General features: G+C 70.3%; 13 protein-coding genes. 4 read left to right on the top strand and 9 right to left on the bottom strand.

The window, feature by feature from the left end; genetic code table 11:
* From ACFOES_RS16530 to speB, 7 genes are all read right to left on the bottom strand, one after another.
* A partial coding sequence (locus tag ACFOES_RS16530; protein ID WP_377834471.1) for a YdcF family protein occupies positions 1-752 on the bottom strand: 752 nt, incomplete at its 3' end.
* A 325-nt stretch (positions 753-1,077) separates the two neighbouring features.
* A complete protein-coding gene (locus ACFOES_RS16535) occupies positions 1,078-1,848 on the bottom strand; it encodes a carbon-nitrogen hydrolase family protein (protein ID WP_377834472.1) in 771 nt (256 codons plus the stop codon).
* Entirely contained in the window at positions 1,848-2,639 is a 792-nt protein-coding gene (locus tag ACFOES_RS16540; RefSeq protein ID WP_377834473.1) for an ABC transporter permease, read from the bottom strand. Before ACFOES_RS16540 ends, ACFOES_RS16535 begins: the two co-directional genes overlap by 1 nt.
* The gene (locus ACFOES_RS16545) at positions 2,636-3,490 is read right to left on the bottom strand and encodes an ABC transporter permease (protein WP_377834474.1); all 855 of its coding nucleotides are present in this window, start codon (positions 3,488-3,490) and stop codon (positions 2,636-2,638) included. The genes ACFOES_RS16540 and ACFOES_RS16545 overlap by 4 nt, the downstream gene beginning before the upstream one ends.
* Positions 3,487-4,491: an ABC transporter ATP-binding protein gene (locus ACFOES_RS16550; RefSeq protein ID WP_377834475.1), complete on the bottom strand. Its 1,005-nt coding sequence runs from the start codon at positions 4,489-4,491 to the stop codon at positions 3,487-3,489. The genes ACFOES_RS16545 and ACFOES_RS16550 overlap by 4 nt, the downstream gene beginning before the upstream one ends.
* Positions 4,492-4,552: 61 nt before the next feature.
* Complete coding sequence (locus tag ACFOES_RS16555) at positions 4,553-5,635, bottom strand: ABC transporter substrate-binding protein (RefSeq protein ID WP_377834476.1); 1,083 nt, start codon at positions 5,633-5,635, stop codon at positions 4,553-4,555.
* Between the two features lie 20 nt (positions 5,636-5,655).
* Positions 5,656-6,720, bottom strand: coding sequence for an agmatinase (gene speB / locus ACFOES_RS16560; protein ID WP_377834477.1), 1,065 nt, complete (start codon positions 6,718-6,720; stop codon positions 5,656-5,658).
* Positions 6,721-6,847: 127 nt separating this feature from the next.
* Here speB and ACFOES_RS16565 point away from each other — a divergent pair, with 127 nt between their 5' ends.
* On the top strand, positions 6,848-7,807 hold the full coding sequence (locus tag ACFOES_RS16565; RefSeq protein WP_377834478.1) for a LysR substrate-binding domain-containing protein: 960 nt from the start codon (positions 6,848-6,850) through the stop codon (positions 7,805-7,807).
* Positions 7,808-7,879: 72 nt separating this feature from the next.
* Positions 7,880-9,055, top strand: a complete 1,176-nt coding sequence (locus tag ACFOES_RS16570; protein WP_377834479.1) for an MFS transporter — start codon at positions 7,880-7,882, stop codon at positions 9,053-9,055.
* A 167-nt stretch (positions 9,056-9,222) separates the two neighbouring features.
* Here ACFOES_RS16570 and ACFOES_RS16575 read toward each other — a convergent pair whose 3' ends face one another.
* A complete protein-coding gene (locus ACFOES_RS16575; protein ID WP_377834480.1) occupies positions 9,223-9,372 on the bottom strand; it encodes a hypothetical protein in 150 nt (49 codons plus the stop codon).
* A gap of 439 nt (positions 9,373-9,811) precedes the next feature.
* On the opposite strand from ACFOES_RS16575, the gene ACFOES_RS16580 reads away from it, so the two are divergent.
* Positions 9,812-10,960: an amidohydrolase gene (locus ACFOES_RS16580; protein WP_377834481.1), complete on the top strand. Its 1,149-nt coding sequence runs from the start codon at positions 9,812-9,814 to the stop codon at positions 10,958-10,960.
* Positions 10,961-11,032: 72 nt separating this feature from the next.
* Positions 11,033-12,250, top strand: a complete 1,218-nt coding sequence (locus ACFOES_RS16585; RefSeq protein WP_377834482.1) for an FAD-dependent oxidoreductase — start codon at positions 11,033-11,035, stop codon at positions 12,248-12,250.
* Here ACFOES_RS16585 and ACFOES_RS16590 read toward each other — a convergent pair.
* Positions 12,244-13,428, bottom strand: coding sequence for an acetyl-CoA C-acyltransferase (locus ACFOES_RS16590; protein WP_377834483.1), 1,185 nt, complete (start codon positions 13,426-13,428; stop codon positions 12,244-12,246). The two genes, ACFOES_RS16585 and ACFOES_RS16590, sit on opposite strands and share 7 nt — an antisense overlap.
* Positions 13,429-13,447: the final 19 nt, after the last annotated feature.

Here is a 13,447-nt window from a genome sequence, read left to right on the forward strand (position 1 = left end):
AGGCGGTAGGCCAGAAGACCGAGCCATTCATGCGCGGCGAAGTCCAGCGTCTCGAGATGCCGGGGCAGCCGCCAGCCCCAGTCGAAGCGGAAGGGCAGGCTGCGGAAGTCGGTCGGCCAGGCGACCAGCCCGTTCCAGCCGGCAGCGCAGAAGGCCTGCATCGCGCGCGGCATATGGGCGGCGCTGGTGACCAGGAGCCAGGTGCCGCGATCGTCGCCGCCCGCCATGGCACGGGAAAAGCGGGCATTCTCGGCGGTATTGCGCGACTTGCCCTCCAGGATCAGCCGGTCGGGCGACAGGCCGGCCGACAGGAAAATCTCCCGCGCGACCGTGGCCCCCGCCGGCCCGGCCTGATCGAGGCTGCCACGGCCGCCGGTGAAGAGCAGCTTCGCGTCGGGAAACCGCTGCGCCAGCGCAAGCGCGGCCAGGAAACGGTCGCCCGCGCCGTTGACCAGGGGAACCCGCCAGTAGCGCGACAGGTCGGCCTGCTCTCCCCCGCCCAGCACGATGATGCCGCGCACATCCGTCACCGGCGGATTGGCGGGGTATCTGGTCTCCAGCGGCCGGATCAGCACATCGCCAAGCGGCAGGGCGGCAAGAAGGACGAAACAGAGCAAGCCGCCGCCGGCGAGGCCGATCCCGAGCCGGCGGCGGCCGCGCAGCAGGGCGAACAAGCCGCCGCCCAGGGCATAGACCAGGAGCGTTTCGGGACGCAGAAGGGCCCAGACGATCTTGGAGGCGATGAAGAACATCTGGCGTCTGGGCTCCTGCAGGGCATTCGGGACCCCCGCGGCATCGTTCAGAGATTGCCGGTCAGGGCCCGGCGCAGAGTAACGAGTACTTCAGTGGGCGCCGGGGCGTGGAAAGGGATCGCGATGATTTCATGGCGCGGACTAGGTTTCCGCGGCCAAACTGTCTCAAGCGCCCCCGCTTGACCAGCCCCATTTCGCGCGGAGTGCGGTGACCAGCCCGAAACGCATCAGCCGCCCACGCCCTGGCAATCGGGGGCCTTCGTGCGCTGGACAAACGGACAACCGCGGGATCATGTCTACAGACGCGGCCGTGGCGTCACAGCCCTCAGACCCGCAAGTCGCGCAGGTAGGTGTTCTCGGCGCGGGAGGTCTCGTAGGTAGCCGGCTCGATCTCGCAGATCAGCAGTTCCTCCGCCTCGGGCCCGGCCAACGCCAGCGTCGCCCCGTCCGGCGCCGCGACATGGGACTGGCCGCCATAGGTGAAACGGCCATCGGCGCCGCAATTATCGGCGTAGAGGACGAAGACCTGGTTCTCGAAGGCGCGCACCGGGATCATCCGCTGGGCGATGAAATCGGCCGAGGCCCCGGCGGGCAGCGCCGTCGGCACCAGCACCACGTCGACCCCGGCCCGGGCCAGCCGGCGGGTATTCTCGGGGAACTCGACGTCATAGCAGATCAGCAGGCCGAACTTGAGCCCGCCATGCTCGACCGTCGCCGCCTCCGGCGGGCCGGGGCGGAACAGGCCGCGCTCGTAATCGCCGTAGAGATGCGACTTGCGGTAGACCACCGCCCGGGTGCCGTCGGTGAACAGGGCGGAGTTGAACACCGCCCCGTCGGCGGCCTCGGCGAAGCCGGCGACCACGGCCAGTCCGTGGCGGTCCGCGATCTCGGCCAGCGCCTCGCCCTGCGGGCCGTCGACGGGCTCGGCCAGTTCCGCCATCGCCTTCGCGGCGCCGTAGCCCGGCAGGATCAGCTCGGGCGTCAGCAGCAGCTTTGCCCCGGCCTCGGCCGCCCGCGCCGCCACGGCGTCGATCTTGCGCAGGTTGCCGGGGACATCGCCCGGCACCGCGGACATCTGGGCCACGGCGATCTTCATCAATGCCGCTCCTCTCCCGGCGCGCCCAGGAGCCGCGGCAGGTTGCCGAACAGCGCCACCAGCGCGAAGATCACCGCGGCGACCGCCACGAACAGCAGCGAGACCGAGGCCATGGTCGGCGTGTAGCCGTAGCGCAGGGCGTTGAAGATCTTGATCGGCAGGGTTTCCATGACGAAGCCCACGGTCATGTAGGCGACGATATATTCGTTCAGCGACAGCACGAAGACGAAGGCGAAGCCCGAGATCAGGTAGGGCACGATCAGCGGCAGCACGACGGTGCGGAACACCTGCCGATCGTCGGCGCCCATGGTCGAGGCCGCCTCGGTCAGGCTGCGGTCGATCGACGAGAAGCCCAGCGTCAGCGTCACCAGCGGCAGGGTGGTGAAGAAGATGCCGTGGCTGATCGCCGCCGTCCACTGGTGGCCGTAAAGCCCGGTGGTGGCCCAGAAGGACAGGAAGCCGAGCGCGGTGATCACCGGCGGCAGCACGAAGGGGGCGAGGCCCAGCATCTGCACCAGCCGCGCCCAGGGCGCTACCCGGCGCCACAGGAACCACGACAGCGGCAGCGCGATCGACACCGCCAGCACCGCCGATGCGGCGGCGAGCCAGAGCGAGTTGATCAGCGCCGCGCGCCAGCCGTCATCGGTGAAGATCTGCGCGTACCAGCCCAGGGAGAAGCCCTTGGGCGGGAAGGACAGGTTCTGCTTCTCGTTGATCGAGACGCCGGCCACCACGATCAGCGGCAGCGCCAGGAAGATGCCGACGGCAACCCGCCACAGACGTCCGATCATTGCGCGCCCTCCCGCCGGCCGAGCCAGGCGACCAGCGCCACCAGCGACAGGCTGACGCCGACCAGGAACACCGCCATCGCCGCGGCGAAGGGCATGTTCGACTGGTAGACCGCCTGATCGGTGATCATCACCGACAGGGTCCAGTGCTGCGGCCGGCCGAGGATCTGCGGCAGCAGGTAGGCGCCCAGCGCAAAGACGAAGACCATCACCAGCGTCGCGACGATGGTGTTGCGGCAGACCGGGACGACGACGGTCAGGAAGGCCCGCGCCGGGCTGGCACCCATCGAGCGGGCGGCCTCGGTCAGCGCCGGGTCGAGCCGGGCCAGCGCCGGGTAGAGCACCAGCACCGTATAGGGCAACGCCTGGTAGACCATCGCCGTCAGCACCGCGCCGAAGCCCGGCGTCAGCGCCACCGGCTTGGCCATGATGCCCAGCATCACCAAGAGGTTGGTCAGCCCGGCGGTGCGCGAGAACAGCGTCGACCAGGCGAAGCCGATGATGACCTCGGACAGCGACAGCACCGACAGGATCGCCACCAGCCAGACCACCTGGCGCCGGCGCGGCAGCCGCACCAGGGACCAGGTGAAGGGGAAGGCGATGGTCACCGCCACCACCGCCACCAGCATCGCCAGGAACAGCGAGAAGCCGAGGATGCGGGCGAAGAACGGGGTCAGGAAGCGTTCGTAATTCGAGAAGACGAAGGCCGGGGTATAGAAGGCGGCGGGGTCGCGCTGGAAGAAGCTGACCGCGATCATCGTCGCGAAGGGAATGACGAAGAACACCACCAGCATCGCCGCCGGCCAGGCGATCGGCGCGTAGTCGCGCAGGCGGCGGGGCGGTTCGCGCCTCATGCCGGCAGCACCACGCAGGACTCGGCCGGCAGCTCGATGCCGACGGCATCGCCGACGGCCAGCCTGTGGCGGTGGCGCGGCGAGCTGGCGGCGGTCAGGGTCTGGCCCTGGACCTCGATGAAGGTCTCGACCGTCGCGCCGAGGTCGCGGACGAAGGCGACGCGGCCGGTGACGGGCGCCTGCCCCTCGTCGGTCAGCACGACATCCTCGGGCCGGATCGACACCATGCCTTCCGTGGCTCCGGCCAGCGGCGCGCCCAAGAGCTTGCCGCCCTTGAGCGGGATCAGGTTGGTGGTGCCGATGAAATCGGCGACGAAGGCGTCGGCCGGGTTGCGGTAGATCTCGACCGGCGGCGCGGCCTGACGGATGCGGCCCTCGCCCATGACCACGACCAGATCGGCCATGGTCATCGCCTCGCGCTGGTCATGGGTGACGACGATCGTCGTGATCCCCAGTCGCTGCTGCAGCTGGCGCAGCTCGATCTGCATCGCCTCGCGCAGCTTGGCGTCGAGGGCCGAGAGCGGCTCGTCGAGCAGGAACAGGCGCGGCGACAGCGCCAGCGCCCGGGCGATGGCCACCCGCTGGCGCTGGCCGCCGGAAAGCTTGGCGACCGGGCGGTCGGCGATGCCGGGCAGCCGCACCAGTTCCAGCAGTTCCGCCACCCGCGCCCGCTGTTCGGCCTTCGGCCGGCGGCGCAGGCGCAACGGGTAGGCGATGTTCTCGCCCACCGTCAGGTGCGGAAACAGCGCCAGCGACTGGAACACCATGCCGAGGTCGCGCTTGTGCGTCGGCACCCGCGTCAGGTCCTCGGTGTCAAGCAGGATATGCCCGCCATCGGGCTCCTCGAGCCCGGCGATCATCCGCAACAGCGTGGTCTTGCCGCAGCCCGACGGGCCCAGCAGGCAGACGAAGCGGCCGTTGGGCACGCTCAGGCTCACATCGTTCACCGCCCGGAAGGATCCGAACAGCTTGGTCACGTCCCGCAGCTCAAGGCCCGACATGGTCTCTCCTCATCAGCCGCGGCCCCGCCCCGGGGCCGCGGGTCGTTCACGGATTGCCGGCTCAGCCGACGATCATCTCGGTCCATTTCTGGTTCAGCCAGTCGGTCTTGGTCGAGTAGAGATCGTAGCGCGGGATGATCGGGTCGATGTCCGAGCTGCAGGCGGCGAACTCTTCGTCGGTCAGGTCGAGCAGGTTGCGCTTGACCGTCGGCGCGGTGCCGACCTTGCGCGACACGGTCGACTGGACCTCGGGCTGGCAGAAGTAGTCCATGAAGACATGGGCCTCGTCGGCCTTCTTGCTGGCCCGGCTCAGCGCCCAGGCGCCGCTGTCCGAGATGCCGCCCTCTTTCGGGAAGGTCGAGCGGACCGGGAAGCCGTCGGCGATGGCGAGGCCGGTGACGTCGTGGTAATACTGGCCCATCGGGATCTCCCCCGATTTCAGCGCCTGCTCGAACTGGGCCTCGTCGCGATACCACAGCCGGACATTCGGCTTGAGCTCGGCCAGCTTGTTCAGCGCCTTGAGGATGCCTTCCTCGGTATCCAGCGCGCCGGTGCCGCCCATGAAGGTCTTGGCGGTGACTTCCAGCAGGAAGCTGTTGGTGACCAGCGCCAGCAGGCCCAGCTTGTCCTTCTTGTCGTCTTCCCACAGCGCGGCCCAGCTGGTCGGGGCGGTCGGGAAGACATCGGTGTTCGACACCAGGGTGATGTACCAGGCCACCGCGCCGACACCGGACAGCGAACCGTCGTCATAGCGGTTGATGAATTGCGGCAGCAGGTTGCCGAGGTTCTTCAGCCGGGCTTCGTCGAGCTTGGCCCAGAGATTGCTCTGCTGGCCCTTGAGCATCGAGACCTGGCTCATCATCGACAGGTCGGCCGGGGCCTGGCCGGCGCGCGCGGCCTGCTGGAGCTGGACCAGCCAGGCCTCGCCGGTCGGCTCGGCCACCGAGTTCACGGCGATCCCGGTCGCCTCGGTGAAGGCGGGGAAGATGTGCTTGTCGAAGCTTTCCTTGAAATAGCCGCCGTAGACGCCGATCTTGATGCTCCGATCGGCGGCGCGCAGCACGGTCGGGGCCGAAAGCGCGGCCACCGAGGCGACACCGGCGCCAAGCACGGCACGGCGGTTCATCGTCATGACTTTTTTCATTGTACCTTCCTGTCTGTTGGTCACGCGGGGAGGTTCTGGTTCTTAATACTGGGCGAGAATACCATCAGGCTGAGGATCTCGAACAGGATCTGCGCCCCCGCAAGCGCAGTATTGGTTGTCGCATCGTATTGCGGCGCCACCTCGACGACGTCGCCGCCGACCACGTCGACGCCCTTCATGCCGCGCAGTATCGCCTGCACTTCGCGCGGGGTCAGGCCGCCGATCTCGGGCGTGCCGGTGCCCGGCGCATAGGCCGGATCGAGGCTGTCGACGTCGAAGCTGATATAGGTCGGGCCGTCACCGACGACCGCCCGCGCCCTGGCGATGACGGCGTCGAGGCCCATGCGGTCGACCTCTTCGGCATGGAGGCAGGTCATGCCGCTGTCGGTGGCGAATTCATACATGTATTCGGCCGGCCCGCGCAGGCCGATCTGCACCGTGCGCGCCGGGTCGAGCACGCCGTCGAGCACCGCGTTGCGGAACGGCCCGCCATGGTGGAACTTCTGGCCGTCGAACGGCCCGCCGGTATCGGAATGGGCGTCGATATGGATCAGGCCGACCGGTCGGTCGTGGCCGACGGCGCGCAGGATCGGGTGGGTGATCGAATGGTCGCCGCCGACGGTCAGCGGCGCGACGCCGGCTGCGACCATCTTGCCGATCCAGGCCTCGATGTCGGCATGGCACCGGTCGAGGAAATAGCGCGTCGCCAGCGGCGCGTCGCCGACATCGGCGACCGCCAGGTCGAACAGCGGCGCGCATTTCAGCACGTGATGGTAGGGCCCGACCCGTTCGATCGTGCGCAGGGCGCGCGGGCCGAAGCGGCTGCCGGGGCGGTTGGTGACGCCAAGATCCATCGGCACGCCGGAAATCGCCACCTGCAACCCGCTGAAATCGGGCGCGACCGGATCGACCGGGCGGTGCGGCGCGGTCAGGAAGGTCGGCACGCCGGCATAGGGCGCCGGGCGCTTGCCGCCGGAAAAGATCTTGTCGGCGACCCGGGCGAATTCGGGATCATGGGTCTCGCCGCCCTGATCCGCCCCGTATTTCGCGCGCAAACGCTCCAGCTCCGCCGGGAAATCGGTCATGCGTTCCTCTCTGCTGTCGGCCCACCGCCTTGGCGCGGCTTGACGACAAGCCTAGATCGGGTAACGGCAAAGTCAATTGACAAGCATGCCATATAATAGTTGAGATTATCTCAACTATGGATTCCGCATGCCGCCACGCCTCCCGCCCCTGAACCCGCTCCGCGCCGTCGAGGCCACCGCCCGCACCGGCAGCATTGCCGGCGCCGCGCGCGAGCTGAACGTCACCCAGGGCGCGATCAGCCACCAGATCCGCAGCCTCGAGGCGACCTTGGACCTCGCCCTGTTCGAAAAGCGCGGCCGGCGGCTGCACCCGACGGCGCAGGCGGCACCCTTCCTCGCCTCGGTCACCGAGGCCTTCGACACCATCGCCGGGGCCACCGCCCAGCTCGGCCGGCCCGAGACCCGCGGCGCCCTGCGCATCGCCTGCGTGCCGGCGCTGCTCTCGTTCTGGCTGCTGCCGCGCATCGCCGGCTTCGCCGACGCCTTCCCCGATGTCGAGCTGACCCTGTTCGGCTCCAACGACCCGGCCGAGATCCACGGCCCCGACGCCGATCTGTGCATCCTTTACGGCGACGGCACCTGGCCCGACGCCTGGGTCACGCTGTGGTCCAAGCTCGACCTGTTCCCGGTGGTCAGCCCGCTGCTGCTCAACGCCAGCCCGCTGCGCTCGGTCCGCGATCTCGAGGGCCACACGCTGGTCCATGCCGATAGCGGGCGCGAATGGCAGAGCTGGCTGGTCGCCGCCGGGGCCGAGCTGCCGTTCCGCGCCCGCCAGCACTCCCTCACCGATGCCAGCCTGGCGCTGCAGGCGGCCAGCCACGGCTTCGGCGTCGCCCTGGGCGACACCCTGACGGTGGCCGATTTCCTGACCCGCGGCACCCTGATCATTCCCTTCGACAAGGCGATCCCGGCCCGCGACAGCTTCTTCTTCGCCTGCCGGCCCGAGGTTCAGAAGACGCCGCTGGTGCGCGCCTTCATCGACTGGATGACCGCCGAGCTGGAGGCGGCCAATGCAAGGGCCGAGCCGCAGCGCGCGGGCCGCGCCTCGATCCGGCGCCGCGCCGCGGGCAGGCGCAACGGCGACTAGCAAGCCCGTCGCGGACGGTCTTGCCCCCGTCCGGGGCTTGGGACAGAGTGCGGCCCGGGGAGGACGGCGCGCGTGTCGAAGGGGATCGTGTTTCTGGTGCTGGGCTATGTCCTCAGCCAGTTCTACCGCGCCTTCCTAGCGGTCCTGACGCCCTACCTGATCCACGATATCGGCGCCACGGCCGAAAGCCTCGCCCGCGCCTCGGGCCTGTGGTTCGTCGCCTTCGCGCTGGCGCAGCTGCCGGTGGGCTGGGCGCTCGACCGGATCGGGCCGCGGCTGACCGCCTCGGTGCCGCTGGCGCTCTGTGCCGGCGGCGGGGCGCTGCTTTTCGCGGTGGCGCAGGGGCCGGGGGCGATCACCGTGGCGATGATCCTGATCGGCATCGGCTGCGCCCCGGTCCTGGTCGCCGCCTATTACATCTATGCCCGCGAATTCCCGCCGGCGATGTTCGCGACGCTGGCCGGACTGTCGATCGGCTTCGGCTCCTTCGGCAATATCGCCGGCACCCTGCCCCTGGCCTGGGCCGTCGCCGCCTTCGGTTGGCGGGCGACGGTGCTGGGGCTGGCGGCGCTCACCCTGGCGGTGGCGGCGGCGCTGGCCCGCTTCATCCGCGACCCGGAAAAGCTGCACCATCACGGCGGCGCCGGCACCCTGCGCGACCTGCTGCGCGAGCGCGCGCTGTGGCTGATCGCGCCGATGATGATCGCGGGCTACGCCCCGGCGGCCAATATCCGCGGGCTCTGGGTCGGCCCCTATCTGGGCGATGTCTACGGCCTCGACGCCGGCGGGATCGGCACCGCAAGCCTCGTCATGGGGCTGGCCATGGTCGCGGGCAACTTCGCCTATGGCCCGCTCGACCGGCTGCTCCGCTCGCGCAAATGGGGCGTTTTCGGCGGCAACCTGCTGGCCTGCGGCAGCCTGCTCATGCTGGGCCTGTTCCCGGCGGCCGGGCTGGGACCGACCGTGATCGGGCTGGCGGCGCTCGGTTTCACCGGCGCCTCCTACCCCGCCGTGATGGCCCATGGCCGCAGCTTCCTGCCGCCCCATCTCGTCGGCCGCGGCGTCACCCTGCTGACCCTGATCGGCATCGGCGGCACCGGGGCGCTGCAGGTCGTCACCGGCCGCCTGCCCGCCGCCATCGACGGCGCGGCGACAAGCCAGTATTCCACCATATTCCTGTTCTTCGCCGGGCTGCTCGCGCTTTGCCTCGCGCTCTATCTCTTCGCCCCCGACCGCCGGGTCGAATAGCCGCTTCGCCGCCGTCCCGGCGGCCGCTGCGCGAGGTTCCGGACAGGCGCAATCGCGCCGGGGCGGGACGCCGCTGCGTGGCTGAGATCGTCGATGTCGGGAAAAGGGGATCGTCGGCGGGAGGGGATTGCCCTTGCCGTCCGCAATGACGGCAAGGGGCGGCGGCGTTACGCGTAGGTCGCGTATTGCGTGTGGCGCAGGTGCGCCCAGTCGGTCTCTTTCTCCTTGGGCGGCTCCCGCAGAGTGACGTCGTTCTTCGGCGTCTCGGCCGGCAGAGGCCGACCCTTCAAAATGACTTCAGCAGTCTTCTTGCTCATCTTATCCCATCTCCTTTTTGTTCTTGTTATATGAGACCGCCCCGCAGGATAGCGTCGGAGGGTCCAAAATGTGCCGCCAGCGCCCTGACAGCATTGCAGCCGGGCGCCCGCTTGAAAGGCAGAGTGCGGGTATAGCCGCTCCGATGCCGAATGTCACGCCCCCGGACAGCGCCCTCACGTCAACGTGGCTGTTGTCGCAGCTCATTACCCGCGGAAGGCGAAGGTTTTATGAACGGGAACATGGCCCGCGCCAGCGTGGCGCAGATGGCCACCGGACGGCCGCCAGCACCGTCACCGAGATATAGGATGCGCCGGCGACGAGGCAAGACCGCGCCGGCCCGCGCCAAGGGACGGCAAGGATATTGCCTGCGGCCGCCCCGTTGCGGTCGGGGCGGCCCGCCTTATAACGGTCTGGCCGAAGCCCGACAGAGGACCCCCAATGCCGCTGACCAATCACGACATCGTCGAACTGACCGAGTTTCGGCGCAGCCTCCATCGCCGGCCCGAGCTGTCGGGCGAGGAGGCGGGCACGGCGCAGGCCATCATCGGGGCGCTCGCGCCCTGCGCCCCGGACCGGGTGGTGACAGAGCTGGGTGGCCACGGCGTCGCGGCGGTGTTCGACGGGGACGCGGATGGGCCGACGGTGCTGATCCGCTCCGAGCTCGACGCCCTGCCGATCGAGGAGATCTCCGACCTGCCCTACCGTTCGGAGGTGCCGGGCAAGGGCCATCTCTGCGGCCATGATGGCCATTCGACGATCCTCGTCGGGCTGGCCCGGCTGCTGGCCCGGCAGCGCCCCGCCCGGGGCCGCGCCGTGCTGCTGTTCCAGCCGGCCGAGGAGAACGGCGCCGGCGCGGCGGCCGTGCTGGCCGATCCGCAATTCGCGGCCATCGCGCCCGACTGGGCCTTCGCGCTGCACAACATGCCGGGGCTGCCGCTGGGCCGGGTCTCGCTGGCCGAGGGGCCGGCGAACTGCGCCTCGGTCGGGCTCAAGATCACCCTGACCGGCCGCACCGCCCATGCCTCGACGCCCGACGACGGCACTTCGCCCGCCCCGGCGCTGGCCCGGCTGATCCCGGCGCTTTCCGCGCTCGGACCTGGCGGCGCGCTGACGCCCGGGTTCCGGCTGGCCACCCTGACCCATGTGACGATGGGCGAGCCCGCCTTCGGCATCGCGCCGGGCGCGGCCGAGCTGTGGCTGACCCTGCGGGCGCTGCAGGACGACGACCTGACCGGCCTGCTGCACGGCGCCACCGAGCTGGCCCGCACCGAGGCCGCCGCCGCCGGGCTCGACGTTGCCTTCTCGCAGCACGACCTGTTCCTGGCCTGCAGCAACGATGCCGAGGCGGTCGCGGTGCTGCGCCGGGCGCTGGACAGCGAGGGCATCGGCCATGACGCCGACAACCTGCCGATGCGCGCCTCCGAGGATTTCGGCCGCTTCGGCGGCGCCGCGAAATCGGCGATGTTCCTGCTCGGCTCCGGCCCCGACAGCCCGGCGCTGCACAATCCCGATTTCGACTTTCCCGACAGCCTGATCCCGATCGGCACGCGGATCTTCCACCGCACCCTGCGCGATCTTCTCGGCTGAGCCGCCGGCAGCATTGCCGGGGCCGCCCGCGCATGCTAGCCGTTGCCTCGAACAGGCAGCCCGGGAGGCGGGATGGTGCGGGACAAGGGCCTTCGGGCCGTGGTCGTCGGGGCCGGGATCACCGGCCTGACCAGCGCCTGCCGGCTGGCCGAAAGCGGCTACCGGGTGACGGTGATCGAGGCGCGCGACGGGCCCGGCGACGGCTCGAGCCACGCCAATGCCGGCCAGTTGCTGTTCGACCGGGTTAGCGCCATGGGCTCGCCCGGCTTCCTGAAATCGCTGCCGAAGACGCTGGCCGACCGTAGCCAGGGCGTCGGCGCGCTCGGGCTGGCGGCGCCGGGAAACTGGCCCTGGGCGCTGGCCTTCCTGCGCCAGTGCAGCGCGTCGGCGTGGCGGCGCAACACCCGCGACATGCTGGAGCTGGCGCGGCTGTCGAAACCCGCCTTCCACGGCTTTCTCGACCGCCACCCCCTCGCCTTCGACTGGCGCCGGCCCGGCAAGCTGATCGTCCATCCGACCGAGGCGGCGCTGGCCGCCGCCGCCCGAACGGCCGACTTCCAGGCCCGGTTCGGCGGCCGCCATGCCGTGCTGACGGCCGAAGAGACGCTGGCCCGCGAACCGGCCTTGCAGGGCACCGCGCGGCCGATCGCCGGGGCGATCCACCTGCCCGACGCCGAGCTGGGCGATTGCCGCGCCTTCTGCGCCGGGCTGGTCGGGGTGCTGCGCGACAGGCTGGGGGGAGAGGTCCGCTTCGGCACCAAGGCGACGGGGCTGGTCCGGCGGAACGGCCTTGTCCAGGCGCTGGCGACGCCGCAGGGCGATATCCCCGCCGACCTCTTCGTGCTGGCCACCGGGCGAGCGGCGGAACTGCTGCCGCGCTTCCGCGGCCGCAAGCCCCTCGTCGGCGTCCGCGGAGTGTCGCTGACCTATCCCGCCGGTCCGGCGGCGCCCGAGCTGTCGGTCACCGATGCGGGCGGCAAGTTCGTCGTGCTGCGGCTGGGCGATCGGGTGCGGGTGGCGGGCTTCGCCGCCTTCACCGACGACACCACGCCGACCGATGCCGAATGCGCCCTGCTGCGCGACAAGGGCCGCAGCCTGATGCCCGGCGCCGCCGAGTACGACGCGGCGCCCGAGGCCTGGGCCGGGCTGCGGCCGCAGACGCCGGACGACCTGCCGATGATCGGCAGGGCCGGCGCCGACAACCTGTTCGTCACTGCCGGCCAGGGCTCGCTGGGCTGGACCTTCGCCTTCGGCTCGGCCGAGCGGCTGCTGCAGGCGGTGGCTCAGTAGACCTCGAACAGGCCGGCCGCGCCCATGCCGCCGCCGACACACATGCTGACGACGACATGGCGGACACCGCGCCGCCGGCCCTCGATCAGCGCGTGGCCGACCATGCGGGCGCCGCTCATGCCGTAGGGATGGCCGATCGAGATCGCGCCGCCATTGACGTTGAGCTTGTCGTCGGGGATGCCGAGCCGGTCGCGGCAGTAGAGCAGCTGCGAGGCGAAGGCCTCGTTGATCTCCCACAGCCCGACATCGTCCAGCGCCAGGCCGTGGCGTTCGAGCAGGCGCGGGATGGCGAAGACCGGGCCGATGCCCATTTCCTCGGGCGCGCAGCCCGCCACCACCATGCCGCGATAGGCGCCCAGCGGCGCCAGCCCGCGCTTCGCCGCCTCGCCGGCCTCCATCAGCACCGCGGCGCTGGAGCCGTCGGAAAGCTGGCTGGCATTGCCCGCCGTCACCACCCCGTCCGGGCCGGCCACCGGTTTCAGCGCGGCCAGCCCCTCCAGCGTGGTGCCGGGGCGGTTGCATTCGTCGGCGCTCAGCGTGACCTCCTGCGGCGTGGTCTCGCCGGTCTGCCTGTCGGTGACCAGCTTCACCGCCGTCACCGGCACGATCTCGTCATCGAACCGGCCCGCCTGCTGTGCCTCGGCGGTGCGGCTCTGGCTTTGCAGCGCATAGGCATCCTGCATCTCGCGCGTAACGCCATAGCGTTCGGCGACGATCTCGGCGGTCTCGATCATGCTGAGATAGTATTCCGGCCGCGTCTCCGAGACATGCCGGTCGCGGGCGCGGTGGGTGTTGAAGGTGTTGTTCTGCACCAGCGAGATCGAGTCGAGCCCGCCGCCGACGGTCACCTGCGCCCCGTCCATGACGATGCGCTGCGCCGCCTGGGCGATGGCGGAAAGGCCCGAGGCGCATTGCCGGTCGATGGTCGCGCCGGCCACCGTCACCGACAGATCCGCCGCCATCACCGCGTGGCGAGCGACGTTGACGCCGGTCGCGCCCTGGGTCAGAGCGCAGCCGAGGATCACGTCCTCGATCTCTTCGCCGGCGACGCCGGCCCGCGCGACCGCCGCGCGCAGCGAATGGGCCGCCAGGCTGGCCCCGTCGAGATCGTTGAACGCGCCGCGATAGGCTTTGGCAATCGGCGTGCGTGCGGTTGAGACGATGACGGCCTCGCGCATCCGGCTCTCCTTGGATTTG

Origin of the sequence: Acidimangrovimonas pyrenivorans, assembly GCF_042643245.1 — a bacterium.
Classification (GTDB): Bacteria; Pseudomonadota; Alphaproteobacteria; order Rhodobacterales; family Rhodobacteraceae; genus Acidimangrovimonas; species Acidimangrovimonas pyrenivorans.